Origin of the sequence: Bradyrhizobium sp. SZCCHNR1098, assembly GCF_032489375.1 — a bacterium.
GTDB lineage: Bacteria > Pseudomonadota > Alphaproteobacteria > Rhizobiales > Xanthobacteraceae > Bradyrhizobium.
Genome location: NZ_JAUEXY010000001.1, coordinates 416,195 through 441,929, shown reverse-complemented (window position 1 = coordinate 441,929; position 25,735 = coordinate 416,195). Strand labels below are relative to the sequence as shown.

Here is a 25,735-nt window from a genome sequence, read left to right as displayed (position 1 = left end):
ACATGCCGACCGAGATTGCTCCCCGCGACCGCCTGATCGTGGCGCTCGATTTGCCGAGCGTGGCGGATGCCGAAGCCATGATCATCAGGCTCGGCGACGCCGTGACATTCTACAAGATCGGCATGGAGCTGACCTATGCCGGCGGCCTCGGTCTCGCCGAACGGCTCGCGGCCGAGGGCAAGCACGTGTTCATGGACCTCAAGCTGCACGACATCCCGACCACCGTCGAGCGCGCCACCCGCCAGATCGCCAGGCTCGGCGCCCGCTTCCTGACCGTGCACGGCTTCTCCCAGAGCATGAAGGCCGCGCTCGCCGGCGCCGCCGGCTCCAGCCTTGAGCTGCTCGCCGTCACCGTCATGACCTCCTACGACGATGCCGACCTCGCCGCCGCCGGCTACGCCATGGGCGTCAAGGAACTCGTGGCGCACCGCGCCAGGCAGGCCAAGGAGATCGGCATCCACGGCCTGATCCTGTCGCCCGAGGAGACCGAGCTGGTGCGCCCGCTGGTCGGCCCTGACATGCAGCTCGTCACCCCCGGGATCCGCCCGGCGGGATCAGACGTTGGCGACCAGAAGCGCATCATGACCCCGGCGCTGGCGATCGCCGGCGGCGCCGACCGCCTCGTCGTCGGCCGTCCCGTCACCGGCGCCGCCGATCCGGCGGCGGCCGCCGAGAGCATCGTCGCCGACATCGCCAGCGCCGTCGCGCTGGTCGGCAAGACCAACCGAACCTGAGCAAGGCGACCGAGAGCAAGGAGACGACAGGGATGCCCAAGGCCTATTGGATCGCGCGGATCGACGTGCACAACATGGACGGCTACAAGGACTACGTCGCGCAGAACGGCGCCGTGTTCCACCAGTACGGCGCCAAATTCCTGGTCCGTGGCGGCCAGTACGAGACCAAGGAAGGCACCTCTCGCTCGCGCAACGTCGTGATCGAGTTCAAGGACTACGCCACCGCGCTGGCGTGTTACAATTCTGCCGAATACCAGCGGCTGGTGGCGATGCGTGCGCCGCATTCGCAAGGCGACCTGGTGATCATCGAGGGCTATGACGGACCGCAGCCCTGATCGCCGCCCGCCCCGGCCACCCGCGACTTGGCCTCGCTCGGTTGCCGCCGCTATCAGCCCCGGCTATAGCCCTTGAAGGGGCAGAGGAGTTGACATGTCCAAGATGCGCTTGATCGTTGCCGGAGCCGGTGGCCGCATGGGCCGCGCCCTGGTGCGTGCGATCGCCGAGACCGACGGCGCCGTGCTGGCGGGCGCGCTCGAAGCTCCGGGCTCGGAGCTGATCGGCAAGGACGCCGGCGTTCTCGCCGGCCTGCCCGCCAACGGCATCACACTGTCGGGCGATCTCTGGACCATGTCGGCGGAGGCCGACGGCATCCTCGACTTCACCGTCCCGGCCGCGACCATCGCCAACGTCGCGATCGCCGCCGAGCGCGGCATCGTCCACGTCGTCGGCACGACCGGCCTGTCGTCGTCGGACGACGCCGTCATCAAGAGCGTCACCAAGCGCGCCGTCGTCGTGCAGTCCGGCAATATGAGCCTCGGCGTCAACCTGCTGGCGGCGCTGGTGAAGCAGGTGGCGAAGTCTCTCGACGCCGGCTTCGACATCGAGATCCTCGAGATGCATCACAAGCACAAGGTCGACGCGCCCTCCGGCACCGCGCTGATGCTCGGCCGCGCCGCCGCCGAGGGCCGCGGTATCGCGCTCGACGAGCATTCCGCCCGCGGCCGCGACGGCATCACCGGCGAGCGCCGCAGCGGCGACATCGGCTTCGCCTCGCTGCGCGGCGGCACGGCGGCGGGCGATCACAGCGTCATCTTCGCCGGTCCCTCGGAGCGGCTGGTGCTGTCGCACCAGGCCGAGGACCGCATGATCTTCGCCCATGGCGCGCTGAAGGCGGCGCTGTGGGCGCATGGCAAGCCGCCGGGCTACTACACGATGGACGACGTGCTCGGCCTCAAGGACCTTTTCTAGTTCAACGTCGATGGAAGCGAACTGATGAGCGAACGTCTCCTGGTGCTGGTGCGCCACGGCCAGAGCGAGTGGAATCTGAAGAACCTGTTCACCGGCTGGAAGGATCCGGACCTGACCGAGCAGGGCGTGGCCGAGGCCAGGGAGGCCGGCCGCAAGTTGAAGGCGCAGGGGCTGGTCTTCGACGTCGCCTTCACCTCGGTGCTGACGCGCGCCCAGCACACGCTCGACCTGATCCTGACCGAGCTCGGCCAGACCGGCCTGCCGACCAGCAAGAACCTCGCGCTCAACGAGCGCGACTATGGCGATCTTTCCGGCCTCAACAAGGACGACGCCCGCGCCAAATGGGGCGAGGAGCAGGTCCACGTCTGGCGCCGCTCCTACGACGTCCCGCCGCCCGGCGGCGAGAGCCTCAAGGATACGCTGGCCCGCGCGCTGCCCTACTACGTCCAGGAGATTCTCCCCGGCGTCCTGCGCGGCCAGCGCACATTGGTCGCCGCCCACGGCAACTCGCTCCGCGCCTTGATCATGGTGCTGGAAAAGCTGACGCCGGAGGGCATCCTGAAGCGCGAGTTGGCGACCGGCGTGCCGATCATCTACCGGCTGAATGCGGACTCCACGGTGGAGTCGAAGCTGGATCTGGCGGGCTGATCGCGCGCCCAAAGCGTTCCGTCTCCGATGCTCCCGCATCGCCTTGAGAACCATGAGGCCAAGGTCCGGGCCTCGCCCTTCGAGACGCCCGCCTGCGGCGGGCTCCTCAGGGTGAGGGGCGTAAGTTGCTCCGGAGTTCGACCCTTCCATGAGCACGCTGCTCATCGTCAATTCGCAGCTCCGAATGCGAAGCCGCCCCTCATGGTGAGGAGCGTCGCCCTTGCGACGCGTCTCGAACCATGAGGCCCGCGACGATGCGGAGGGAATCGGCCAGTGCGATCACCGGCACGCCGATCTTTCTCCCCGATTCACATCTCAAACAGCCCCGCCCACGGCTCCACGATCTCGCGGCGCATCTCGCCCGAGTCCTGCTGCAACCATGTCCCTCCGAAATCCGAGAGGGCGCGGGGAATGCCGGATGCTGGCCGCACCCATGGCCCGCCTGCAGAAAAAAAGCAGGCGGCAGTCACCACAGGTTCAGCCGGAACAACCGGCATTCCCCGCGCGACGGTCTTAACGCTTATACGCAGTCTCCCTGGTGCGCCGGGCTTGTTGGCCACCATTGTCCGCGCGGCGCGTTTGCGCCATCGCGAACGTGACACCAGCATCGGGGTGTCAGGACCCTGCGACTTCACGTCCGCAGCCAGCCGTTCGTCGGCGCGCCCGAAGACACGCTGCGGCAGACCGCGGCCATCGCTCCCCGCCTCGCGTGTCGTGACGATCGCGCGCAACGCCCCTCTCGTCGAGGCGGGATGCGGGGAGATAATCATGAATTCGGTAAAAGCGCAAGATGTTTATTTTTAACAGAAGTCGTGACCGGCGCGTCCGATGTCTCGATTCGTAGGCAATCGCGAACGCTTAAGTCCGACGTTCTCGGGCCGCGTCGGATGCCCCTGGCCAGCTACAACGCCAGCGCCTCTAAGCCTAAAAAGGTCAATTCTCGCGGACCCTCCGTGGGCTAAAAGCCCTTGGCGCGGCTCGAGCTGCAAAGTAGCATCAGCCGGGGGGCAAAACCTTGGGCGGTGGGGGATGTATGACGTTAGCGACAGCGCTTGTTACAGCGAAGCCGCGCGAGAAGTCTGGCCCCCGGACAGGCGCAAGATATGCGTTTCAGGTGCACGTTTGTTTAGCCAAAGTTCTAGATTGGCATGTAGCGGGCTCCGATTATCGCGCTGTCTTCGATCATTTCGACGACCTCGCAGTTATCACAGGCCCCGATGATCCCGATAAGATCGCGTTTTTCCAGATCAAGGGCAATCAGTCAGGGCCATGGACCGCCGCCAAACTCGCCAAGAAGGAAGGCGAGAGCCCCTGCACCCCGGTTGGCAAGATGTATCATCACACCGCCATTTTTGGATCGGCCGTTACGCGATGCACGTTGCTAACGAACGCATCTTTCAGCTTCACGCTGGCGGACGGCACCAAAACTGGCAGCGACCATCGGAGCATTGCGCATGCGAACCTTGGACCAAAGGACAGCGAAGTGATTGCCAAGGCGCTCGATCTCGATTTTGCACCACCCCGGTCACCTAGCGAGAGCATCGTGCTGCACTACGAGCGCACTGACGTGCCCGTGACGGGTTATGACACGATGGTAAAGGGCAAGTTGGTCGAGATGCTCGAAAACACAGACGGGCTGGCTATTAGTGCTTTATATCGCACACTCGTTGAGGAAGTTACAGCGCGAACAAATGACGCGACGGAATACAGTAGCATTGACGGCATATATGCACGGAAATCGCTGTCTCGAAAAAATCTGGCAGACGTTATTTCTGCTGCTGAGAATAGACGGGGCATTCTCGATAGCTGGTCCATCATTGAAGATGAACTCAAGGATGCTGGCTGCTCGATCGCATTTCGAGTTAGGCTGAAGACGCAGACAATCACCCATCTCCGCGGCTGTACAAATCGCAGTGCCAGATCGGTGACGCTCTCCGAAATAGTGAACAAACCTCTCGCCAAAATCGAAACTGCCCTGATGGAATGTGACAAGCTGCTGCCGGTCGTCGAGATGGTCAAAGCTCAGTTACAGATGTCCGAGCTGTCTAGCTATGACGCAATCGAAATTGATGCCGCCATATTCGTCGAATTGTTTGAGGCCATGAATGGAAAATAAACGGCGCGGGCAGGGACTTCGACGATTGCTATTGAATATTGGCGGGGGCAGGCGACGTGCGCACGATGAGGTTCAAGAGAGTCTTTCTTCTATCGCAAGAAGAGCGACGAGCCTTCACGATGGAGTTCAGTCCGGGCGCAACAGTGCTGGCAGCGGGAAACGGCTTCGGAAAATCCGCCCTGATAAAGAGCCTCTATGATACTTTTGGGGCCGACCCGCATCGGATCGACGAAAGTTGGCGTAAGGCGCATGCTGTTTCTGCGGTCGATTTCGAAGTGGCTGGCGAGGCATATACCGCCATGAAGATCGCGGGCACATACTTGGTGTTCGACGCTACCGGTCAGAAGATACTCCAGACGACCTCGGTGACCCGGGAGCTATCGCCTTTCATGGCCGACCTTCTCGATTTTCGACTCCTAATGACCGACAAGCGCGAGCAGGTCCTTATCCCACCTCCGGCTTACGCCTTCGCACCTTTTTGTATTGATCAAGATAAGAGCTGGTCCGAACCATGGAAGCCGTTTCATGGGATGTATCTTCCGAATTCAGCTGCAAGTCTCGCCGAGTATCACTCCGGCCTTAAACCCAACGCCTATTACGTTGCGAGGGCTGAGAGGGATCGACTAGCCGTCGAACTTCGAGGAGTGCAAGCACAGCTTCAAGGGTTCCGAGATGCACTAGAACAAATTCGCTCCGTGCAACCCGAAACGGGCATCTATTTCGACCTGAAGGATTTTGAGGCCGAAACGAACAGCCTCTTGGCTGAGTGCTCGGAACTTCTCGACCGACAGAATTCCCATCGGGCAAAACTATCAGAATTGATTGATACTCGCGCGTTGTGGACGACACAGATAGACATCGCAAAAGCGGCCCTGGCGGAACTTGATGAGGTATTCAAGAGCGCGATCGGGCACCCAGCAGACGTTGAATGCCCCACCTGCGGAGAACACTACACAAACGATATTGCTGAACGATTCGGCATTGCGGCAGACACTGAAGCTCTGATCGGCATCCTCCACCAAGCGAAAGAACAAAAAGACGGGCTTCAGAAGCAGATCGACGCCGCTCAAAGGGAGCTGGGCGCTGTCGAGACGGCGCTTTCTCGTGTTAGGGCGATTCTCTCAACCCGCAAGAATGATGTCACTCTGGAAGAGGTGATGGCTGCGGAGGGCCGCAATGCGGCAAGCCGTGTGCTGCGAGAGCGCGTGGCCGAAATTGAAAGCAAGGTGGGTACGATTAGCGCCCGCATCGAGGAGCTAAAGCTTGCGATGCGGAAATCACTCGACCGTAAGAGGTCTGCCGCAATTACTGATTTCTTCTTCAGCCGTCTCACAGGCTTTTCGATGAGCCTCGATGTGAGGGTGGAGAGCTCGAAGTCAGGTTCAATCGCGAATGCGCATTTAGCTCGTGGCAGCGAAGGGCCGCGCGGTCTCACCGCCTATTTCTACGCCTTCTTACACACAACAAAGGAATTTGGATCGTCGACATTTTGTCCGATCGTGATCGATGCCCCGAATCAGCAAGGACAAGATGGACAGCATTTGCCCGCGATTATCTCCTTCCTTGTCAAGAAGCGCCCTGAGAACGCGCAATTGATACTCGGCGTAGAAGATGCGGTTGGCATCACGGCCGATCACGCGGATATCGTCGGCGTGGGGGTCCAGAAACGCCAGCTACTTGACGACAATCAGTTTGCATCTGTTAGCGAGCATTTGCGGCCTTATCTTGCGCAGCTTGTTCTCTAGGCCACTTGCTGCAAGAGTGTTCTGTGCCGCTTGATGTCGCGCGGTAATGGACCCGGGCAAGAATTGTGCAAGGGTCCAAAATCTGATGGGTCACCTCGCGGCGTCGGATGCGAGCTTTCCCCCCGTGGCCCTCTCTAATTTCTGAGGCATCATTCAGCGCTACGTTCAAGCAGCGAGCAACGCGCATCGCCCACGCACTATGATGCGTCATTTCCGGCGTCGCCTGAGTCGTTTTGACTCACGCGAACCCTCTTGCCCACCGATTCTGCGGAAAAAATATGGTGACAACGCTCGTTGATCGGGAATTGAAATCGGCCCGGTAGCGGTGGGTCCGTGCAACGGCAGGTCGGCTCTCTCGCCGAACTACCCTATCCCCACCTGCCCAGCCTCCCACCCGAGCATCGCCTGCTTGCGTGTCAGCCCCCAGTGATAGCCCGTCAGCGCTCCGCTCTTGCCGAGCGCGCGATGGCACGGCACGACGAACGAGATCGGGTTCTTGCCGACCGCGGCGCCCACGGCGCGCGAGGCCTTCGGGGACTCCAGTCGCGTCGCGATGTCGGAGTAGCAGACGGCGCGGCCCATGGGGATTTTGAGCAGGGTCTCCCAGACGCGGACCTCGAAATCGGTGCCGATCAGGACGACGCGGAGCGGCTGGTCGGGGCGCCACAGGGTCTTGTCGAAGATGCGCTGGGCGAGGCCGGCGGTGCCGGGGACGTCCTCGACGTAAGCAGCGCGCGGCCAGCGGCTCTTCATGTCGGCGAGCGCGGAGGCCTCCTCGCCGGGATCGGCGAAGGCGAGGCCGGCGAGGCCGCGCGGGGTGGCCATCACCAGCGCGATGCCGAACGGGCAGGGGTGGAAGCCGTAACGAAGCGTGGTGCCGGCGCCGCCGGTCTTCCATTCGCCGGGCGACATCGCTTCGTGGGTGACGAACAGGTCGTGCAGGCGGCCGGGGCCTGAGAGGCCCGAGTCGAGCGCGGCGTCGAGCACGCTGGCCGAGCCCTTGAGCAGGCCCTTGGCGTGGTCGAGCGTCAGCGCCTGCATGAACGCCTTCGGCGTCAGCCCGGCCCAGCGGCGGAACAGATGGTGCAGCTCGTCGGGCGTCAGGCTGGCGGCGTCGGCCATGTCCTCGATGGTCGGCTGCCGGCGCCAGTGTTCCGAGATGAAGGCGATGGCGCGGCGCACCGCGTCGTAGTCGCGCAGCGCCGCCGTCTGTTGCGGGCCCGGCTTGGCCAGGGCGGAATCGTGAATGGCGAGGGTCATCATGGGCTTGGATGTAGGGCGGCCGGGGCGGGTACTCCACCCGATTTCTGATCGGGGGGCTATGGCGAATGTGATCGGCTGGGCTGATCGTTTCGGGCCTCATGGTTCGAGACGCGCCGCTTGGGCGGCGCTCCTCACCATGAGGGTCAAGCGCCGCAAACGGCCGCTGCACGCAAAACCACGAGCACGCCGACAGCGTGTTCATGGCGAGGGAATGGACCACTGCTTCATCTTATCGCCTTGGGGTCTCTTTGCGGGCGAAGGTCTTCCCCCCGAAAGCCGTTCTGCGCGCTGAGAGAGCCTGCAGCGCATCGAGATCGCCGCGGATCAAGGCCTCTTTCTTGGCGCGACTCCATTTCTTCAGGCGGCGTTCGCTTTCGATGGCATCCGTGATCCGCTCGAACCACTGCGAGTAGAGCAGTTTGACGGGACGCCGGGTCAACGTGTACCCGCCGAAGGTCCCGTCATCATGCTGGGCGACCCTCAGCTCCAGCGATGTCCTCGTGGTTCCGACGTACAGGCGTCCGTCGGCGCAGAGCACGATGTAGAGATACGCGCCTTCGGTCATGACGATCCTCGTGCCCTGTCTCTCCTCACCCTGAGGAGCCCGCCGAAGGCGGGCGTCTCGAAGGGCGAGGCCCGTGCTGTGGCCTCATGGTGCGAGACCCAAGGACGGCCGCGGGGTTGCTCCTCGTTCCCCAGGGGAGTGCTGGCCGAGATAACGCCCTACAGCGGATTATACACCGGCCCGCGTTTCGCGGCCTGCAACCCCGCCGTCAGCGCCTTGGCGAAGCTGGCCTTTTCCTCCGGCCCCAGGAAGCTCGCGATCGCGACGCGCTGGCCGCGGGCGACGAGGTAGAGGTTTTCGATGCCGAACTCCTCGTGGCTGACCTGGTCGAGCCGCACCCAGAGCGGGTTGAAGCGCCATTCCATGACGTGGCCCTTGTGGCTGACGCGGCGCAGGCGCAGCTCGGTCAGGGTGATCGAGACGTCCTCATAGGCGTTGGCGCGGCGGAAGTTGACCTTGAAGGCCCAGTAGATCGCCAGCGCATCCAGGCCGAAGAAGCCGAGCACGGGCCAGGCGCCCATCAGCAGCGAGGCGAGGCCGCCGATGAAGCTGATGGCGCAGACCACGACCATCAGCACCAGAAAGCCGGTGTGGCTGAGCGAGCGATGCGGCGTCAGCCGGGCCGCGAACAGCTCGGGATCAGCGGCGTCGGTGCCGGTCTCCTGATACGCAAAAGCGTTGCCTGGCGTCATGGGGCCTCAGTATACCCGGATCATGGCCAAAATCACCCGCCCCCAACGCGCCAAGCCGGCGCCGGTTCGCAGCCCCTTGAAGAAGGCCGCTCCCAAGGCCGCTCCCAAGTCAGCCCCTAAGGCCGCCTCGAAACGGTCCGCCAAGAAGGCCCCGACGGCCAAGCCGAAGAGCCCTGCCCGGCCGGTCAAGAAAGCGTTGAGCGCGGCCAGGCCGTGGACCCCGGCCGAGATCCGCGAGGCCTTCAGCCGCTTCGCACAGGCCAATCCGGAGCCGAAGGGCGAGCTCGAGCACCTCAACCCCTACACCCTGCTGGTCGCCGTGGTGCTGTCGGCGCAGGCGACCGACGCCGGCGTCAACAAGGCGACGCGGCCGCTGTTCGCCGTCGCCGACACGCCGCAGAAGATGATCGCGCTCGGCGAGGACAAGCTCCGCGACACCATCAAGACCGTCGGCCTCTACCGCACCAAGGCCAGGAACGTGATCGCGCTGTCGCAGAAGCTGATCAGCGAATTCGGCGGCGAGGTGCCGCGCACGCGCGCCGAATTGGAATCGCTGCCGGGCGCCGGCCGCAAGACCGCGAACGTCGTGCTCAACATGGCGTTCGGCGAACACACGATGGCGGTCGACACCCATGTATTCCGCGTCGGCAACCGCACCGGCTTGGCCCCCGGCAAGACGCCGCTGGAGGTCGAGCTCGGGCTGGAGAAGGTGATCCCGGCCGAGTTCATGCTGCACGCGCATCACTGGCTGATCCTGCACGGCCGCTACACGTGCCTGGCGCGCAAGCCGCGCTGCGAGCTGTGCCTGATCAAGGACCTCTGCCGCTGGCCCGAGAAGACCGCCTGATACGTTGTGCGTGACGAACGGTTTCGCCTGAGAACGCGTTTGACAGTCACTATTGTGTCACGGCGCGACGCCGTCTCACCATGGCCGAGCCACATCGCCGCCCGCATTGGACATAAGATGACACCCATAATCCGGGGCGATGTGAGTGGCGCGTGACGATTCCCGCGTTCTCGGACCTTTCTGCGCCGGGACGTTGAAGGATCAGCCGCATGGACCATACCGCCGCACTCGTGTCGCTCGCGACCTCGGTGCCACCGCATCAGTTCCGCCAGAACGAGGTGATGGAGGCCGCCCGCGTGGTGCTGTCGCCGCGCTTTCCGCAGTTCGACACGATGGCGAGCCTGTTCGCCAACACCGGCATCCGCCAGCGCTACGGCGTCAAGCCGATCGAATGGTACATGGAGCGCCGCGGCTGGCCGGAGCGGACCGAAGCGTATCTCGAAGGCGCCGAGGCGCTGTTCATCGATGCGACCAACAAGGCGCTCGCGCAGGCCGATCTCGCAGCCGGCGACATCGACACCATCGTCACCGTGAGCTCGACGGGCATCGCGACGCCGACGCTGGAAGCGCGCGTCGCCGGGCGCCTGGGTTTCCGCGTGGACGTGTCGCGCGTGCCGGTGTTCGGGCTTGGCTGCGCCGGCGGCGTCTCGGGCCTGTCGATCGCCGCGCGGCTGGCGCAGGCCCGGCCCGGCACCAATGTGCTATTGGTGACCTTCGAATTGTGCACGCTCGCGGTGCGCCATGATGAGTTGACGAAAGCCAACATCGTCGCGCTGAGCCTGTTCGGCGATGGCGCCGCAGCGGCGATCCTGCGCGCCGGCGATGGCGGCGCTATCCGCGTCGAGGCGACCGGCGAGAAGCTGTGGCCGGATACGCTGGATATCATGGGCTGGAGCGTCGATCCCGAAGGCTTCGGCGTCATCTTCCAGCGTACCATTCCGGACTTCGTCACCGAGAACATGGGCCCGGCCGTCAACGAGATCCTGGACCGGATGAAGCTCGCGCCGTCCGACGTCGACCGCTTCGTCTGCCATCCCGGCGGCGCCAAGGTGATCACGGCGCTGGAGCGCGCGCTGTCGCTCGGCCAGGGCACGCTGGATCATGAGCGCGAGATCATCGCCGACTACGGCAACATGTCCGCGCCGACGGTGCTGTTCGTGCTGGAGCGCGCCCGCGCCCGGGGCTTGCCGCCGCGCTCGGTGCTGACTGCGCTCGGACCTGGTTTCACCGCAAGCTGCGTTTCATTGAGGCACGCCGCATGACCTTCGCCGCCTTCGTCCTCGCCCTCGTCACCATGCAACGGCTCGGCGAGCTCGTGCTCGCCCGCCACAACACCAAGCGCCTGCGCGCCATGGGCGCGGTCGAGGTCGGGGCGGATCATTATCCGCTGATGATCTCGATGCATGCGGCCTGGCTGGTGTCGCTGTGGCTGCTCGGTGCCGACCAGGATGTCGACCCGTGGCTGCTGTCGGGCTTCGTGCTGCTGCAGGGTCTGCGCTGGTGGGTGCTGGCGACGCTCGGTCCGCGCTGGACGACGCGCATCATCATCCTGCCCGGTGCGCCGCTGGTGACCGATGGTCCCTATCGTTACATCTCGCATCCGAACTATCTGGTGGTCGCAGCCGAGATCGCGCTGCTGCCGCTGGCGCTGCATCTGCCGCTGATCGCGCTGATCTTCTCAGGCCTGAATGCGGCGGTGCTGTTCATCCGCATCCGTGCCGAATCGGAAGCACTCACCGGCGTCGGTGGCGGCCAGACCGCATGAGCGCATCGGCCGCGCCGCAGGACAGACCAAGCCTCGCCACCTGGCTCGGCTTTGTCCTGATGTGCGTCGGCATGTTCATGGCGATCCTGGACATTCAGGTGGTGGCGACGTCGCTGCCGACCATCCAGGAGGCGCTCGGCATCACGCCGGACGCGATGAGCTGGATCCAGACGGCGTATCTGATCGCCGAGATCATCGCCATTCCGCTCACCGGGCTGCTCACGCGGGTGTTCACGTTGCGCTGGCTGTTCGTCGGCGCCGTCGGCATCTTCACCGCCGCCTCGCTCGGCTGCGCGTTCAGCGGCGATTTTCACACGCTGCTGGCGTTTCGCGTGCTGCAGGGCTTCTTCGGGGGTCTCCTGATCCCCGTCGTGTTCTCCGCCGTGTTCCTGCTGTTTCCACCGCGCCTGCACGCGGTCGCGACGACGATCGGCGGCGTGGTCGCGGTGCTCGCACCGACCATCGGCCCGGTCGTCGGCGGCTTCATCACCAACACCTGGTCGTGGCCCTGGCTGTTCCTGATCAACATCGTGCCCGGCATCATCGCCGCGTTGATGACGCCAAGCCTGCTGCCGAAGCAGCGCATGGATCTCGCGGAGCTCGACAAGCTCGACCTGTTTGCGCTGTTGCTGCTCGCGGTGTCCCTGGCCAGCCTCGAGCTCGGGCTGAAGGAGGCCCCGAAGGGCGGCTGGCTGTCATCGAACTGCATTGCGTTCCTGGTGCTGAGCGCGTCATGCCTCACTTTGCTGATCCAGCGCCTGCTGGCCTCGCCGCATCCGATCCTGCGGCTCGGCAGCTTTCAGCGGCGGTCGTTCACGCTCGGCTGCCTGTCGAGCTTCTGTCTGGGCATCGGGCTGTTCGGCTCGGTGTATCTGATGCCGGTGTTCCTCGCCTTCGTGCGCGGCCACGACGCGTTCGAGATCGGCAAGATCATGCTGGTCACCGGCGTAGCGCAACTGATTGCCGCTCCGCTGGTGACGGCGCTGGACGGCAAGGTCGACGCGCGTCTCCTGACGGCGTTCGGTTTCGTGCTGTTCGGCTTCGGTCTGGCCGCGAGCGCGTTCCAGCCGCCGGCTGCGGACTATCAGGAAATGTTCTGGCCGCAGGTGGTGCGCGGCGTCGGCATCATGTTCTGCCTGCTGCCGCCGACGCGGATTGCGCTCGGCGACCTGCCGCAGGCTGAGGTCGCCGATGCCAGCGGGCTGTTCAACCTGATGCGCAATCTCGGCGGCGCCATCGGCATCGCGCTGATCGACACTATCATCTATGGCCGCGTCGCCATGCATGCCCAGGCGTTTCGCGACCGCCTGCTGGCCGGCGATACCGCGGCGGCCAGGGCGATCGGGCTCGCGCCGGAGCTGCTGCGCAACCGGCCGCGCGGCGTCTCGGAGGAGCAGGCGATCGCCTATGTCCGGCCGCTGGTGGAGAAGGCCTCGCTGGCGCTGTGCGTCAACGAGGCCTGGTCGCTGCTCGCCGGCGTCGCGCTGCTCGGCTTCCTGCTGATCCCCTTCGCCCGCAGCAAGGCGGCGAGCCTGTCGCCGCGGATGATGGCGCTAGAGGCTGCGCAGCCGGCGCTCCGGCGACGGCTCGATCAGTTCGGGCCGCGGTCCGGATAGGCGCTTGTGCAGGTGGACCATGAAGGCCATGCCGAACAGCGGCGTCGCCAGGTTCACGATCGGGATGGTGACGAAGGCCGCGATGATCAGCCCCGCGGTGAACACGGTCACCGCATTGTCGCGCCGCATCGCCTTGGCCTCCGCCGGCGGCCGGAAGCGCATCGCGGCCAGCTCGAAATATTCGCGGCCGAGCAGCCACGCGGTGGCGAGGAAGAAGATCACGAAGCCGGCCCCGGCCAGGAACACGAAGGGCAGGGCGACCAGATAGACCAGGATGGTGAGACCGGCGGCCTTGAGGCCCTCGATGATGGCGACGCCGAAGGGCAGGGCGACGCCGGGGCGCTCGGCCGGATAATGCTCGCGCTCGACGAGGTCCGCGACGTCGTCGACGAACAGGCTCGCGATCACCGAGGTGATCGCTGGCATCAGCATGATGCCGCCGAACACGACGCCGAAGCCGGCGGCGATCGAGATGATCCAGGTGAGCACCTCGAGCGTGCCGTGCGAGTTCGGTCCGAGCATGGCCTCGGCCCAGCCCTCGCCGGCAGTCGCGAGCCAGGTCAAGAGCCGCTGCAGTCCGATCGCGAGCACCGTGACCAGCACCAGCGCCAGCCCGATCGCGCGCCACAGGATCGAGCGCATCGGCGGCGACAAAATCTGCGAAATCGCCTTGATGGCGGCGTCGATCATGGCGGGGTCCCTCGCTGCAAAGCCCGCGGCAGAGGTAGACATGCCGGCGGGCTTCGGCAAGTCCGCCGGCATTGTATCAAAGTTCGGTCGCCCGCAGCCGCAACGCATTGCCCACCACGCTGACCGACGACAGCGACATCGCGGCGGCGGCGATGATCGGCGACAGCAGGATGCCGAACACGGGGTAGAGAATGCCGGCCGCGATCGGGATGCCGGCGGCGTTGTAGATGAACGCGAAGAACAGGTTCTGGCGGATGTTGCGCATCGTCGCCGCCGACAGCTTTCGCGCCCGCGCGATACCGCCGAGGTCGCCCTGGAGAAGCGTAATGCCGGCGCTCTCCATGGCGACGTCGGTGCCGGTGCCCATCGCGATGCCGACGTCGGCCGCGGCGAGCGCCGGCGCGTCGTTGACGCCGTCGCCGGCCATCGCGACGATCTTGCCGCTGGCGCGCAGACGCGCGACCACCGCGCTCTTCTGCTCGGGCAGCACCTCGGCCTCGACCTCGGTGATGCCGATCTTGCGCGCGACCGCGGTGGCCGTGGTGCGGTTGTCGCCGGTCAGCATGATCACCTTGATGCCGTCGGCCGCGAGGGCCTTCAGCGCCTCCGGCGTCGAGGCCTTGACCGGATCGGCGATCGCAAACAGCGCAGCCGGCTTGCCGTCGACGGCCATCGTGATCACGGTGGCGCCTTCGCTGCGCAGCCGCTTGCTCTCGACGCCCAGCGTATCGGTGATGATGCCGAGCGAGGCCAGGTAGGTGGCGGTGCCGAGCACGATGGCCCTGCCTTCGACCTCGCCGCGGGCGCCCTTGCCGGTCGGCGCGTCGAAGCCCTTCACGTCGGCGAGCTTGATGTTGCGCTCGGTGGCATGACGGACGACGGCCGCGGCGAGGGGATGTTCGCTGGCGCGCTCTACGCTTGCCGCGAGCCGCAGCGCCTCGGTCTCATCGAAGCCATCGGCGGTGACGATCGCCGTCACCTTCGGCTTGCCCTCGGTCAAGGTGCCGGTCTTGTCGACGACCAGCGTATCGACCTTCTCCATCCGCTCCAGCGCCTCGGCGCTCTTGATCAGCACGCCCGCCTGGGCGCCGCGACCGACGCCGACCATGATCGACATCGGCGTTGCGAGACCGAGTGCGCAGGGACAGGCGATGATCAGCACGCTCACGGCGGCAACGAGGCCGAAGGCGAAGCGCGGCTCGGGACCGAACGCGTACCACGCGACGAAGGCAGCAATGGCTGCTGCGATCACCATCGGCACGAACCAGCCCGCGACCTGGTCGGCGAGGCGCTGGATCGGCGCGCGCGAGCGCTGCGCGTCGGCGACCATCTGCACGATCTGCGACAGCAGGGTCTCGCGGCCGACCTTGTCGGCACGCATCACGAAGCTGCCGGTCTGGTTCAAGGTGCCGGCGATGACGCGCTCGCTTTCGGCCTTGGTCACGGGCATCGACTCGCCCGTCACCAGCGATTCGTCGAGCGAGGAGCGGCCTTCGAGAATGATGCCGTCGACCGGCACCTTCTCGCCGGGACGCACGCGCAGGCGATCGCCGACCGCGAGCTCGGCGATCTCCACCTCGTGGTCGTTGCCGTCGGCATCGAGCCGCCGCGCTGTCTTCGGCGCCAGCTGCAGCAGCGCCTTGATCGCGCCCGACGTCGCGTCGCGTGCGCGCAGCTCCAGCACCTGGCCGAGCAGGACGAGAACGGTGATCACGGCGGCGGCCTCGAAATACACCGCGACCGCGCCGCCGTGGCCGCGGAACGCCGGCGGAAACGCCTGCGGCGCCAGGGTCGCGATCACGCTGTAGACATAGGCGACGCCCGTGCCCATCGCGATCAAGGTGAACATGTTGAGATTGCGGGTCTGGACCGATTGCCAGCCGCGGACGAAGAACGGCCAGCCGGCCCACAGCACGACTGGTGTCGCCAGCGCGAGCTGGATCCAGTTCGACAACATCGGATCGACAAAGCCATGGCCGCCGACGAGGTGGCCGCCCATCTCGAGCACGACGACGGGAGCGGCGAGCAAGGTGCCGATCCAGAATCGCCGTGTCATGTCGGCGAGCTCGGGATTGGGCGCGTCGTCGAGGCTGATGACGTCGGGCTCCAGCGCCATGCCGCAGATCCGGCAGGTGCCCGGGCCCACCTGCCGGATCTCGGGATGCATCGGGCAGGTGTAGATCGTGCCTGCCGGCATCGCGGGCGGCGACTCGCGTTCGCCGCGATATTTGTCGGGATCAGCCGCGAACTTGGTGCGGCAGCCGGCCGAGCAGAAATGGAAGGTGTGACCCTCGTGCTCGAAGCGATGCTTCGAGGTCGCGGGATCGACGCTCATGCCGCAGACGGGGTCGATGACTTTTGCCTGGTCATGCTGATGCGCATGGTGCTCATGACCGCCACAGCACGACTGCGCGGCTGCAGGTGCGGCTGCGAGATACTTGGCGGGATCGGCGGCGAACTTGGTGCGACACCCGGCTGAGCAGAAATGGAAGGTGTGACCCTGATGCTCGAAGTGATGCGTCGAGGTCGCCGGATCGACCGACATGCCGCAGACCGGATCCGTCACCTTCGCTGGTTCAGGCGCAGCGTGGTCCGAGCCGCCGCAGCAGGCCCCCGAATCGCTGTCAGGCGCCGCGCCGGCACGATCGCTGCAACAGCTGTCAGCGGATGCATGGTTGTGTCCGGTTTCCACCGCGCGCGCGTGCGATCCACAGCCGCATCCGCCCTCGCCGGCGGCCGCGCCACCATGCCCGTGTTTGGTTTCCGACATCGCCCGGCCTCTTGAAACCTATACCCTGTAGGGGTATATAGGCCCCATGCGCGAGGACATCAAGACATCCTGTCAGAAACGTTTGAGCCGGATCGAAGGGCAGGTCAGGGGCCTGTCGAAGATGGTCGAGGACAACCGCTACTGCATCGACATCGTGACCCAGATCTCCGCTGTGCGGGCGGCGCTGCGCCGGGTCGAGGAGGAGATCCTGCGCGACCATGTCGCGCATTGCGTCGAGCACGCGATCGCCTCCGGCGACAAGGCCGATCAGCGGCAGAAGATCGCGGAGCTGATGGACGTGATCGGCCGGTCGGATCGCTGAGCAGAATGGATGACGATCAAACCGCGACCTTGCGCCGTCGGGCAGCCGCGCGCGGCGCGACCTGCCGCACCGGCTCGGCGACGAGGTAATGCTCGTTGACGACGAGCCGTTCGCTGACTTCCTCGATCATCACTTCCTCAGCCGAAACCGGCTGCGCCGCCTCTTCGTCAGCCGCCTCAGGAACGAGCGGCGGCGCTGTGACGGAGCCTGGAAACACGGCGAACTCGCCCGCTACCTCCGCGAGCGGCTTCTGCTTGTCGGCCCAGTGCAGCGTCGTGTAGTCAAATCCATTGACGATGGTCGGCTTGATGATCTCGAAATAGGGCGAGATGTCGAAGTCGCGCGGCATGTAGAGCGACGAATCGCGGATGTGCAGGATCTCGCGCTTGGCGCGCCGTGAGGGGGCCCGCGTGATCTTCGGCAGGATCGGATAGCGGACCGCATCGAACGCCTGCGCGATCAGCGCCGAGCAGATCATCTTGGTCGGATCGCCCGAACCCAGCGCGATCATGCGCCGCCGCCAGCGTTGCGGAACCGGCATCGGGATCAGATAGCGCATCAGGTCGATGATGTTCTTGGTGTCGTAGCCGAAGCCGATGCGATTGATGGCGTAGCGGCACACCGTGTGCCGGTCCTCATAGGTCAGGCCGACCGGACGGCACACGCGGGTATGATAGGCGAAGTATTTCGACAGCGGCGCCGAGATTACGCCGTCGCCGACATAGGCTTCGACCAGCACATGCGGCTCCCCGTCGGGCTCGACGGCGCCATCGATGGGGCCGACATAGAGCGCGGCGTGCGACCAGGTCGATTGCGTGAGATATTTGATGATGCCGGAGATGCGGCTGTTGCCCTCGACCAACAGCACGTCGCCGGGCTGGACGTCCTTGCGCAGGTAGTCCGGATCGCTCGGCGTGAACGGCTCATAGCCGGGGATCTCCTTCTGGAGATAGGCGGCAATCAGCTTGCCGATCTGGTCGAGCACGATACCCATAACGCTCCCCAGGCGACCTTGGCCGGTCGCCGGCTTTTTCCCTTCTTCCATGATGGTCGATTGCGGTTGCAATTTGGTTCATAGTCGAAGCAGTCCGCACGGTATCGCGTTTACCATCCCGGTTGCCGCAGCGCAGCAGATACGGCAAATTCGGTCGGTATTCGTTTCGTTCAAAGCTTTCGGAAACCATGTCATGAACTTCACGCGCCGCGGCTTCCTCTCCGCTTCCGCGGCGCTGGCCGCGCTGCCCATCTCAGGCCGCGCCGCGCAGGCGGCTGTTCCACGCGAGGCTGACATTGTCGTGATCGGGGCGGGTGCGGCGGGAATCGCCGCGGCCCGCCGGATCGTGGCCGCCAACCGCAAGGTCGTGGTGCTGGAGGCCGCGCCGCAGATCGGCGGCCGCTGCAGCACGGATGTCGCCACTTTCGGCGTGCCGTTCGATCGCGGCGCCCGCTGGCTGCACAGCGCCGACAGCAATCCCATCGGAAGGCTCGCGCGCGGCGTCGGACTCGATCTCGTCGCGGCTCCCGTCGGGCAGAAGATCCGGGTCGGCCGGCGCAATGCGCGGCCTGGCGAGACCGAGCAGTTCCTGGCCGGGCTGGTGCGCGCCAATCGCGCCATCGACGAGGCGGCGCGCGGCAAGCTCGATACCTCCTGCGCCGCGGCGCTGCCGAAAGATCTGGGCGACTGGACCAGCACCACCGCGTTCGTGCTCGGCGCCAGCGCGACCGGAAAGGATCTCGCCGATCTCTCCGCGATGGACAAGGCGCGCGCGCAGGGTCGCAGCGCTCCGCTGGCCTGCCGGCAGGGGCTGGGCACGTTCCTCGCCAAGCTCGGCGAATCGTTGCCGTCATCGCTGTCGACTCCGGCAACGCGCGTCGTGTGGACCAACCGCGACGTCGCGGTGGAAACGCCGGCGGGGCGAATCGCGACGCGCGCCGTCATCCTCACGGTGTCGACCAACGTGCTGACATCAGGCGCCATCAAGTTCGCGCCCGAGCTGCCGAAGCGGCAACTCGACGCCGCCGCCAAGCTCAGCCTCGGCAGCTACGATCACATTGCGCTGATGCTGGCGGGCAATCCGCTCGGCCTGTCTCGGGACGAGGTCATCATCGAGCAGAGCAATTCCAACCGCACGGGTCTGCTGCTTGCCAATATCGGTGGATCGTCGCTTTGTACCGTCGATGTTGCCGGCGCCTTCGGCCGCGAACTAGCAGTGCAGGGCGAGGCGGTGATGGCCGACTTCGCCCGGGAGTGGATCGGCAAGCTGTTTGGAAGTGAAGCCGCCGCAGCGGTGAAGTCGTCCGCAGCCACGCGCTGGAACCAGGTGCCGGGTGTGCTCGGTGCGATGTCGGCGGCCACGCCCGGCAGCCAGGGCGCCCGCAAAATTCTCGGCGAACCGTTGGGCCCGCTGTTCCTGGCCGGCGAGGCCACGCACGAAACGCTGTGGGGCACGGTCGACGGCGCCTGGGACTCCGGCGAGCGCGCCGCCGAAGCCGCGCTGCGCCGGATCGGCGCGATCAAGGACGCCGAGCCGGAGCCGAGCAGTGAGCGGCAGCGACCGCGCCGTCGCGGCAAGGTGCGCTCGGCCTCGCCGGAGGATTGACCGTCGATCCGCAAACTCATCAGCAAGATGGTGGGCACGGCGCAGCTGCGATCTCAAGCGTTGAAATGGCACGGCTACGCCTTTGCCCACCCTACGGCTGAAGCAGGCGAGCTGCCGATTGAAGCACGCCCAGCCTTGGCTACACAGGCAGCTTCAATTCCATCAGGTCTTTCGCGACCACGATGCGGCCCGTGTAGTTCTTCTTCACGTCCCGCGTCCAGTCCTCGTCCGTCACTTCGGGATCATCACCGGGTACGAAGTGGCTGAGCGCCAGCACTTTCACGCCTGCAGCCGCGGCGATGCGTCCGACGTCTTCCGTGGTCGTGTGACTGTCGAGCAGGTGCTTCTTCAGCGTCGAGCCGTTCTTCGTCTTGGCGACCAGCCGATCGACCGCGGGCACATAGAGGCATTCATGCACGAGCACATCGGCGCCCTTGGCAAACTCTGCAAGCTTCGGGTTATAGGCCGTGTCGCTCGAGAACACGATCGTGCCGTCGGGCGTCTCGAACTTGTACGCGAAGTTGTCGGTGATCGGCGGATGTGGCGTGCGGAACGCGGTTACCGTCACGTCCGCCGTCCTCAGCACGACGCCGTCCGCGTCGATATCCTTCGAGACCAGGAGTGGCCGCGGATCTGGCCGGCCTTCGTCCGCGATGCGGGTGTCGACGTCGAACTTGTTAGTTTCCCAGAAGCTCCTGGTCATCGCCTCCAGGCCCTTTGGTCCGAACGACTGGATCGGCGTCGACAATCCCGCGGCCCAGGCGTTGTAGAACAGGTTGCCGTATTCGAGATTGTGATCGGAATGGTGGTGGCTGATCAGGATGTACTTGACCGACGGGATCGGAACGCCCGCATTGACGAGCTGACGGCTGACGCCCATGCCGCAATCGATCACGAACGGCGTGCCGTTGACGACGACGAGATTGGCCGGATTCGAAGCGCCCACGCCGACGCGTGGGCCGCCCTTGGTGCCGAGGAAGACGATCCGCGTGCCGGTCTTTGCGCCTTGCGCGAACGCCGCGGGCGCCGCGATGGCGCCGGCCGTTCCCAGCGCGAGCTTGAGCATTGTTCGCCGATGGATCACGGTGGCCTCCCTGTTGGCTTCGTTGCAGGAAGGCTAACCCCGCCCGAGCACGCCGTCGAGGGCCGGCAGGCCGGCGATCACGGCGATTGCGATCAGCGCATAGCAGATGGCGCGAAACACCTGCTCGCTGGCACGGCCGAACAGCGACGCGCCGAACGCGACACCAAGCGCGTAGACCGGACCGATCAGCAGCGAAAGCTTCAGCGAATCCCAGGTGATCAGCCCGCTCATTGCGTAGCTCACCATCGCGAAGAAGTCCGATGCGCCGAAGAACAGCACGATATTCGCTCGCGCGATCTTTGGCGGGATCGGGCGTCCCAGCCAGTAGCCGACGATCGGCGGGCCCCCGGTCTGCGCCAGTCCGCTGCAGAATCCGGAGATATAGCCGACAGCGACCGACAGCGCGGTGTACTCCCTGCCGCGATAGCGCCAGCCGGACAGCAGCAGCGCAAGCAGCGCGATCACGAAACCGGTGATGATCCAGCGTACGGTGACAGGGTCCAGCCGGCTGAGGAAATAGGTTCCCACGGGCACGCCGACCAACGCACCCGCGACGATCACGGCGGTGGCCTTGCGGTCGGCCTCGCGCCAGGCCGGCGCCACCATTGGGGCCATCGATACGAAGTCGATCACCAGCAGCAGCGGCGCGACCAGACGGGGCGTCGCAAAGCTGCTCGCGAGCGGCATGAAGATCAGCGCCGCGCCGAAGCCGGAGAAGCCGCGCGCGGTTGCGGCGATGAAAGCGACGATCGCCAGCGCGACCGCCGCGAACAGGCTGAGATCGGCAGGGATGAGCCCGGACAGGCTCATCCGCGCAACGTGCCGCCGGTCTTCTTGCCAACGTCGGCCGTGATCTTTGCCGCGACGGCGTCGATCTCCTCGTCCGTCATCGTCCTCTCGCGCGGCTGCAGGGTGACGGCGATCGCTACCGACTTCTTGCCGTCCTCGATGCCCTTGCCCTCGTAGACGTCGAACACGGCGACATCGGTGATCAGCTTCTTGTCGACGCCCTGCGCGGCGCGCACGATATCGCCGGCCTTGACCTTGCGATCGACGATGAAGGCGAAGTCGCGCGACACCGGCTGGAATGCGGACAGCTCCAGCACCGCCTTGGCGCGCGTCGGCTTCGCCTTGGCGGCCGGAATGCGATCCAGGATCACCTCGAAGGCGACGAGCGGCCCGTCGGCTTTCAGCGCCTCGAGCGTGCGCGGATGCAGCTCGCCGAAATGGCCGAGCACGTTCTGCGGTCCCATCTGGATCGTGCCGGAGCGTCCCGGATGCATCCAGGCGGGGCCGCCGGCGACGATCTGCAGCGACGCCATCGGCGCGCCAGCGGCCGCGAGCACGGCGAGCGCGTCGGCCTTCGCGTCGTAAGCGCTCGCCGCCTGCGATCCCGTCCAATGTCGGCCGAGACCCTTCGCCGACGCGACGCCACGGCGGATGCCGCTCGCCGCCATGAGCTGGTCCGCGGGGCCATCGCCCTTGAAGATCTGCCCGACCTCGAAGATCGCGGCATCGCCGAAGCCACGATCGGCGTTGGCCTGCACGGTTGCGATCAATCCCGGCAGCAGGCTCGGCCGCATGTCGGAGAGATCGGCGGCAATCGGGTTCGCAAGCGCGAGCTCGGCCTTGCCGCCGCCGAACAGCTCGGCCGCCGGCTTGGAGATGAACGACCAGGTCACGGCCTCGACCATGCCGCGCGCCGCCAGCGCGCGCTTGGCGCGCCGGGTGCGCAGCTGGATCGGCGTCAGCACCGGCTTTCGAGGGGCATCGCCGCGCTCGAACGGCGTCATCGGCACCTTGTCGACGCCAACGATGCGCACGACCTCCTCGACGATGTCGGCCTTGCCATGCACGTCGCTGCGCCAGGAGGGCACCGCGACCTTCACGACCGGGCCGTTGCCGGCGACCACGAAGCCGAGATGCGTCAGGATCCGCCGCATCTCGGTCAGCGGCACCTCGATGCCCGCCAGCCGCTTCACCTCGGTCAGTGGGAAATCGATGATACGGTCATCACCAAACGGATTGCCGACGACGACGGTCTCCGACGGAGTGCCGCCGCAAAGCTCGAGCACGAGCCTGGTCGCCATCTCCAGGCCCGGCACCATGAAGGCCGGATCGACGCCGCGCTCGAAGCGGTAGCGCGCGTCGGAATTGATGCCGAGCTTGCGGCCGGTCTGGGCGATGTTGATCTCGTTCCACAGCGCCGATTCGATCAGCACGTCGGTGGTGCCTTCGTCGCAGCCGGAGGTTTCGCCGCCCATGATGCCGGCGAGCGATTCGACGCCGGAATCGTCGGCGATGACGCACATCGAATGGTCGAGCGTGTAGGTCCGGCCGTCGAGCGCGAGCAGGGTCTCGCCGTCACGCGCGCGGCGGACGACCAGATTGCCCTTCACCTTCTTGGCGTCGAACACGTGCAGCGGACGCGCGCGGTCGAAGGTCATGTAGTTGGTGATGTCGACCAGCGCGTTGATCGGGCGCAGGCCGATCGATGTGAGGCGCTGTTGCAGCCACTTCGGCGACGGGCCGTTCTTGACGCCGCGCACCAGTCGCAGCGCGAAGCCCGGACAAAGCTTCTCGTCCTCGACCGTGACCTTCACCGGGCAGGGGAGCTCGCCCTTCGCCGGCTTGATGCCGGGGTCCTTCAGCTTGCCCATGTCGGCGGCGGCGAGGTCGCGGGCGATGCCGTGCACGCCGGTGCAGTCCTGGCGGTTCGGCGTCAGGTTGATCTCGAACAGGGGATCGCCGAGCCCGGCCCATTCGGCATAGGGCTTGCCGATCGGCGCATCCGCCGGCAGCTCCATGATGCCGTCGTGGTCGTCGGAAATCTGCAGCTCGGCGGCCGAGCACAGCATGCCGCGACTCTCGACGCCGCGGATCGTGCCGACCGAGAGCGTGATGTTCTTGCCGGGGATGTAGGTGCCGGGCGGCGAGAACACCGACACCAGGCCCGCGCGCGCGTTCGGCGCGCCGCACACCACCTGCACCGGCGCGCCACCGTCACCGGTGTCGACCATGCAGACGCGTAAGCGGTCGGCGTTCGGATGCTGCTCGGCGGAAACGACGCGCGCGATTCTGTAAGGCGCGAGCAGCTTCGCCTTGTCCTCGAGATGCTCGACCTCGAGGCCGATCATGGTGAGCTTGTCGGCGAGCGTCTCCACCGACTCATCGGTGTCGAGATGGTCCTTCAGCCAGGACAGCGTGAATTTCATGGCTGCATGCCTCGGATCTTGCTGGTGTTTGTATCGTGTGTGTTGGCTTCGTATGTGCCGTCTTGGCCGCTTGCACAGCTCTCTCCGCTCCCTCCCCCCTTGTGGGGGAGGGTTGGGGAGGGGGGTAAGCCACGGGCGCGGACGGCGAGAGCCTGACGGATGGCTTCAACGACGCCTTCCAAGTTCGAAGTCACCTGCTCGTTGGTGAAGCGGTGGACTTCAAAGCCTTCGGCTGCGAAGAATGCGTCGCGTTGGGCGTCTCTTGCCTGCCGTTCGGCGAAATCATGCGATTCCCCGTCGAGTTCGATGACAAGCTTTGCCGAGAAGCAGACGAAGTCAGCAATGTAGTTACGAAACGGGACTTGGCGGCGAAAGCTGGCGCCATCGATCCGGTTCGCCTTGATGTAGCGCCAGAGCAGTGTCTCGGCGCGCGTCATCGCCTGGCGAAGTTGCTTCGCCCGGCGGCGATGGCGCTCGCTGACAACTGCGTGCGGCATCCGGGGCTACCCCCCTCCCTGACCCTCCCCCACAAGGGGGGAGGGAACGGAGAAACCGGTGGTTGTCGAAGCGCGCGCGCGGGGGATCCAGCTCTCCCCCGCAAGCGGGAGAGGGAGTCCTACCGCCCGAGCGGAGACAGCGAGGCCGGCAACGCTCACGCGCTCAATCCCCCGGCAAGCGTCGGCACCTCGAGCGGCTTGAAGCCGTAGTGGGACAGCCAGCGGACGTCGCCTTCGAACAATTGGCGCAGGTCGCTCATGCCGTATTTCAGCATCGCAATGCGGTCGATGCCCATGCCCCAGGCAAAACCCTGGTACTCGTCGGGATCGATGCCGCAGGCGCGCAGCACGTTCGGATGCACCATGCCGCAGCCGAGAATCTCCAGCCAGTCCTCGCCCTCGCCGAAGCGGATCTCGCCCTTGTCGCGGCGGCACTGGATATCGACCTCGAGCGACGGCTCGGTGAACGGGAAGAACGACGGCCGGAATTTCATGTTGATGTGGTCGACCTCGAAGAACGCCTTGCAGAACTCATGCAGGATCCATTTGAGGTGGCCGAGATGTGAGCCCTTGTCGATGACGAGGCCTTCGACCTGGTGGAATTGCGGCGTGTGGGTCGCGTCCGAATCGATGCGGTAGGTGCGGCCCGGGCAGATCACGCGGATCGGCGGCTTCTGGCTCAGCATGGTCCGCACCTGCACCGGCGAGGTGTGGGTCCGCAGCAGCATGCGCGAGCCGTCCGGCTTCGGATTGAAGAAGAACGTGTCGTGCATCTCCCGCGCCGGATGGCCTTCCGGGAAGTTCAGCTTGGTGAAGTTGTAGTCGTCGGTCTCGACATCGGGGCCTTCCGCAATCGAGAAGCCCATGTCGGCGAAGATCGTGGTCAATTCGTCCAACACCTGGCTGAGCGGATGGATGCGGCCGGTCTCGGCCGGCGAATCCTGCAGCGGCAGGGTGACGTCGATGGTCTCGGCCGCGAGCCGCGCGTCCAGCGCAGCGGCCCTGAGCACCTCGCGCCGTGCGGCGAGCGCCTGCGTGACCTTGTCCTTGGCAAGGTTGATTGCCGCGCCTTGCGTCTTGCGCTCGTCGGGAGACATCTTGCCGAGCGTGGCCAGCAGCGCCGAGATCGAGCCCTTCTTGCCGAGGGCTGCGACGCGCACGGCTTCCAGCGCGGCTTCATCGCCGGCGGTGGCGATCTGGTCGAGGATCGAGGTCTCGAGCGAGGCGAGGTCGGACACGGTCAAAATCTCCGCGGGACAAAGGCGGCTGGGTTGTCGCCGCGCGGGCGACAGGGGTCAAGCGAAAGGATCGAGGTCGT

Annotated in this window: 24 protein-coding genes; 12 read left to right on the top strand and 12 right to left on the bottom strand. The window is 65.6% G+C overall.

From position 1 onward, the window contains the following. Positions 1-2 precede the first annotated feature (2 nt). The 4 genes from pyrF to QX135_RS01980 all read left to right on the top strand — a co-directional run bounded on the left by pyrF (position 3) and on the right by QX135_RS01980 (position 2,630). Positions 3-734, top strand: coding sequence for an orotidine-5'-phosphate decarboxylase (gene pyrF / locus QX135_RS01995; protein WP_316180727.1), 732 nt, complete (start codon positions 3-5; stop codon positions 732-734). Between the two features lie 32 nt (positions 735-766). Next, positions 767-1,069, top strand: a complete 303-nt coding sequence (locus QX135_RS01990; RefSeq protein WP_315759109.1) for a DUF1330 domain-containing protein — start codon at positions 767-769, stop codon at positions 1,067-1,069. 94 nt (positions 1,070-1,163) lie between these two features. Then, positions 1,164-1,982 (top strand): 4-hydroxy-tetrahydrodipicolinate reductase, encoded by an 819-nt coding sequence (gene dapB / locus QX135_RS01985; protein WP_315813471.1) that lies wholly within the window; start codon positions 1,164-1,166, stop codon positions 1,980-1,982. A 24-nt stretch (positions 1,983-2,006) separates the two neighbouring features. Then, complete coding sequence (locus QX135_RS01980) at positions 2,007-2,630, top strand: 2,3-bisphosphoglycerate-dependent phosphoglycerate mutase (protein WP_316180730.1); 624 nt, start codon at positions 2,007-2,009, stop codon at positions 2,628-2,630. A gap of 308 nt (positions 2,631-2,938) precedes the next feature. Here the strand turns inward: QX135_RS01980 and QX135_RS01975 are convergent, their stop codons facing one another. After that, the gene (locus tag QX135_RS01975) at positions 2,939-3,361 is read right to left on the bottom strand and encodes a hypothetical protein (protein ID WP_316180732.1); all 423 of its coding nucleotides are present in this window, start codon (positions 3,359-3,361) and stop codon (positions 2,939-2,941) included. A gap of 302 nt (positions 3,362-3,663) precedes the next feature. On the opposite strand from QX135_RS01975, the gene QX135_RS01970 reads away from it, so the two are divergent. Continuing rightward, on the top strand, positions 3,664-4,746 hold the full coding sequence (locus QX135_RS01970) for a dsDNA nuclease domain-containing protein (protein ID WP_316180734.1): 1,083 nt from the start codon (positions 3,664-3,666) through the stop codon (positions 4,744-4,746). A gap of 119 nt (positions 4,747-4,865) precedes the next feature. Further along, positions 4,866-6,491 (top strand): hypothetical protein, encoded by a 1,626-nt coding sequence (locus tag QX135_RS01965; RefSeq protein ID WP_316180735.1) that lies wholly within the window; start codon positions 4,866-4,868, stop codon positions 6,489-6,491. Between the two features lie 363 nt (positions 6,492-6,854). Here the strand turns inward: QX135_RS01965 and QX135_RS01960 are convergent, their stop codons facing one another. From QX135_RS01960 to QX135_RS01950, 3 genes are all read right to left on the bottom strand, one after another. After that, complete coding sequence (locus QX135_RS01960) at positions 6,855-7,754, bottom strand: bifunctional helix-turn-helix domain-containing protein/methylated-DNA--[protein]-cysteine S-methyltransferase (RefSeq protein ID WP_316186473.1); 900 nt, start codon at positions 7,752-7,754, stop codon at positions 6,855-6,857. 229 nt (positions 7,755-7,983) lie between these two features. Then, a complete protein-coding gene (locus QX135_RS01955; RefSeq protein ID WP_316180738.1) occupies positions 7,984-8,319 on the bottom strand; it encodes a GIY-YIG nuclease family protein in 336 nt (111 codons plus the stop codon). A gap of 158 nt (positions 8,320-8,477) precedes the next feature. Then, the gene (locus tag QX135_RS01950) at positions 8,478-9,011 is read right to left on the bottom strand and encodes a DUF2244 domain-containing protein (RefSeq protein WP_316180741.1); all 534 of its coding nucleotides are present in this window, start codon (positions 9,009-9,011) and stop codon (positions 8,478-8,480) included. 22 nt (positions 9,012-9,033) lie between these two features. Here QX135_RS01950 and nth point away from each other — a divergent pair, with 22 nt between their 5' ends. The 4 genes from nth to QX135_RS01930 all read left to right on the top strand — a co-directional run bounded on the left by nth (position 9,034) and on the right by QX135_RS01930 (position 13,239). Further along, entirely contained in the window at positions 9,034-9,858 is an 825-nt protein-coding gene (gene nth, locus QX135_RS01945) for an endonuclease III (protein ID WP_316180742.1), read from the top strand. A gap of 209 nt (positions 9,859-10,067) precedes the next feature. Then, positions 10,068-11,120, top strand: a complete 1,053-nt coding sequence (locus QX135_RS01940; RefSeq protein ID WP_316180744.1) for a type III polyketide synthase — start codon at positions 10,068-10,070, stop codon at positions 11,118-11,120. Then, complete coding sequence (locus QX135_RS01935) at positions 11,117-11,623, top strand: isoprenylcysteine carboxyl methyltransferase family protein (protein WP_316180746.1); 507 nt, start codon at positions 11,117-11,119, stop codon at positions 11,621-11,623. The genes QX135_RS01940 and QX135_RS01935 overlap by 4 nt, the downstream gene beginning before the upstream one ends. Continuing rightward, on the top strand, positions 11,620-13,239 hold the full coding sequence (locus QX135_RS01930; RefSeq protein WP_316180748.1) for a DHA2 family efflux MFS transporter permease subunit: 1,620 nt from the start codon (positions 11,620-11,622) through the stop codon (positions 13,237-13,239). Before QX135_RS01935 ends, QX135_RS01930 begins: the two co-directional genes overlap by 4 nt. Here QX135_RS01930 and QX135_RS01925 read toward each other — a convergent pair. Both QX135_RS01925 and QX135_RS01920 read right to left on the bottom strand, forming a co-directional pair. Beyond that, on the bottom strand, positions 13,177-13,929 hold the full coding sequence (locus QX135_RS01925) for a sulfate transporter family protein (protein WP_315778133.1): 753 nt from the start codon (positions 13,927-13,929) through the stop codon (positions 13,177-13,179). The genes QX135_RS01930 and QX135_RS01925 overlap by 63 nt on opposite strands. A gap of 76 nt (positions 13,930-14,005) precedes the next feature. Beyond that, positions 14,006-16,699, bottom strand: a complete 2,694-nt coding sequence (locus tag QX135_RS01920; RefSeq protein WP_316180751.1) for a heavy metal translocating P-type ATPase — start codon at positions 16,697-16,699, stop codon at positions 14,006-14,008. Between the two features lie 46 nt (positions 16,700-16,745). Between QX135_RS01920 and QX135_RS01915 the strand changes: the two genes are divergently transcribed. Continuing rightward, positions 16,746-17,021 (top strand): metal-sensitive transcriptional regulator, encoded by a 276-nt coding sequence (locus tag QX135_RS01915; protein WP_315716843.1) that lies wholly within the window; start codon positions 16,746-16,748, stop codon positions 17,019-17,021. 16 nt (positions 17,022-17,037) lie between these two features. Here QX135_RS01915 and QX135_RS01910 read toward each other — a convergent pair whose 3' ends face one another. Continuing rightward, positions 17,038-18,015 carry a YiiX/YebB-like N1pC/P60 family cysteine hydrolase gene (locus QX135_RS01910; protein WP_316180753.1) on the bottom strand — a complete coding sequence of 326 codons (978 nt, stop codon included), beginning with the start codon at positions 18,013-18,015 and terminating at the stop codon, positions 17,038-17,040. Between the two features lie 193 nt (positions 18,016-18,208). On the opposite strand from QX135_RS01910, the gene QX135_RS01905 reads away from it, so the two are divergent. Next, complete coding sequence (locus QX135_RS01905; protein WP_316180755.1) at positions 18,209-19,621, top strand: flavin monoamine oxidase family protein; 1,413 nt, start codon at positions 18,209-18,211, stop codon at positions 19,619-19,621. Between the two features lie 139 nt (positions 19,622-19,760). On the opposite strand, the gene QX135_RS01900 is transcribed toward QX135_RS01905, so the two are convergent. The 5 genes from QX135_RS01900 to pheS all read right to left on the bottom strand — a co-directional run bounded on the left by QX135_RS01900 (position 19,761) and on the right by pheS (position 25,655). Beyond that, entirely contained in the window at positions 19,761-20,705 is a 945-nt protein-coding gene (locus QX135_RS01900) for an MBL fold metallo-hydrolase (RefSeq protein ID WP_316180757.1), read from the bottom strand. A 33-nt stretch (positions 20,706-20,738) separates the two neighbouring features. After that, positions 20,739-21,515, bottom strand: a complete 777-nt coding sequence (locus tag QX135_RS01895; protein ID WP_315740370.1) for a sulfite exporter TauE/SafE family protein — start codon at positions 21,513-21,515, stop codon at positions 20,739-20,741. Further along, positions 21,512-23,920: a phenylalanine--tRNA ligase subunit beta gene (gene pheT / locus QX135_RS01890; protein ID WP_316180760.1), complete on the bottom strand. Its 2,409-nt coding sequence runs from the start codon at positions 23,918-23,920 to the stop codon at positions 21,512-21,514. The genes QX135_RS01895 and pheT overlap by 4 nt, the downstream gene beginning before the upstream one ends. Continuing rightward, a complete protein-coding gene (locus tag QX135_RS01885; RefSeq protein ID WP_315740368.1) occupies positions 23,917-24,417 on the bottom strand; it encodes an endonuclease domain-containing protein in 501 nt (166 codons plus the stop codon). Before QX135_RS01885 ends, pheT begins: the two co-directional genes overlap by 4 nt. Before the next feature lie 155 nt (positions 24,418-24,572). Further along, positions 24,573-25,655 carry a phenylalanine--tRNA ligase subunit alpha gene (gene pheS / locus QX135_RS01880; protein WP_316180762.1) on the bottom strand — a complete coding sequence of 361 codons (1,083 nt, stop codon included), beginning with the start codon at positions 25,653-25,655 and terminating at the stop codon, positions 24,573-24,575. Positions 25,656-25,735: the final 80 nt, after the last annotated feature.

Coding starts and splice junctions, on each gene's coding strand:
- pyrF (WP_316180727.1), top strand. CDS start 3: ATGCCGACCGAGATTGCTCCCCGCGACCGCCTGATCGTGGCGCTCGAT.
- QX135_RS01990 (WP_315759109.1), top strand. CDS start 767: ATGCCCAAGGCCTATTGGATCGCGCGGATCGACGTGCACAACATGGAC.
- dapB (WP_315813471.1), top strand. CDS start 1,164: ATGTCCAAGATGCGCTTGATCGTTGCCGGAGCCGGTGGCCGCATGGGC.
- QX135_RS01980 (WP_316180730.1), top strand. CDS start 2,007: ATGAGCGAACGTCTCCTGGTGCTGGTGCGCCACGGCCAGAGCGAGTGG.
- QX135_RS01970 (WP_316180734.1), top strand. CDS start 3,664: ATGACGTTAGCGACAGCGCTTGTTACAGCGAAGCCGCGCGAGAAGTCT.
- QX135_RS01965 (WP_316180735.1), top strand. CDS start 4,866: ATGGAGTTCAGTCCGGGCGCAACAGTGCTGGCAGCGGGAAACGGCTTC.
- QX135_RS01960 (WP_316186473.1), bottom strand. CDS start 7,754: ATGATGACCCTCGCCATTCACGATTCCGCCCTGGCCAAGCCGGGCCCG.
- QX135_RS01955 (WP_316180738.1), bottom strand. CDS start 8,319: ATGACCGAAGGCGCGTATCTCTACATCGTGCTCTGCGCCGACGGACGC.
- QX135_RS01950 (WP_316180741.1), bottom strand. CDS start 9,011: ATGACGCCAGGCAACGCTTTTGCGTATCAGGAGACCGGCACCGACGCC.
- nth (WP_316180742.1), top strand. CDS start 9,034: ATGGCCAAAATCACCCGCCCCCAACGCGCCAAGCCGGCGCCGGTTCGC.
- QX135_RS01940 (WP_316180744.1), top strand. CDS start 10,068: ATGGACCATACCGCCGCACTCGTGTCGCTCGCGACCTCGGTGCCACCG.
- QX135_RS01935 (WP_316180746.1), top strand. CDS start 11,117: ATGACCTTCGCCGCCTTCGTCCTCGCCCTCGTCACCATGCAACGGCTC.
- QX135_RS01930 (WP_316180748.1), top strand. CDS start 11,620: ATGAGCGCATCGGCCGCGCCGCAGGACAGACCAAGCCTCGCCACCTGG.
- QX135_RS01925 (WP_315778133.1), bottom strand. CDS start 13,929: ATGATCGACGCCGCCATCAAGGCGATTTCGCAGATTTTGTCGCCGCCG.
- QX135_RS01920 (WP_316180751.1), bottom strand. CDS start 16,699: ATGTCGGAAACCAAACACGGGCATGGTGGCGCGGCCGCCGGCGAGGGC.
- QX135_RS01915 (WP_315716843.1), top strand. CDS start 16,746: ATGCGCGAGGACATCAAGACATCCTGTCAGAAACGTTTGAGCCGGATC.
- QX135_RS01910 (WP_316180753.1), bottom strand. CDS start 18,015: ATGGGTATCGTGCTCGACCAGATCGGCAAGCTGATTGCCGCCTATCTC.
- QX135_RS01905 (WP_316180755.1), top strand. CDS start 18,209: ATGAACTTCACGCGCCGCGGCTTCCTCTCCGCTTCCGCGGCGCTGGCC.
- QX135_RS01895 (WP_315740370.1), bottom strand. CDS start 21,515: ATGAGCCTGTCCGGGCTCATCCCTGCCGATCTCAGCCTGTTCGCGGCG.
- pheT (WP_316180760.1), bottom strand. CDS start 23,920: ATGAAATTCACGCTGTCCTGGCTGAAGGACCATCTCGACACCGATGAG.
- QX135_RS01885 (WP_315740368.1), bottom strand. CDS start 24,417: ATGCCGCACGCAGTTGTCAGCGAGCGCCATCGCCGCCGGGCGAAGCAA.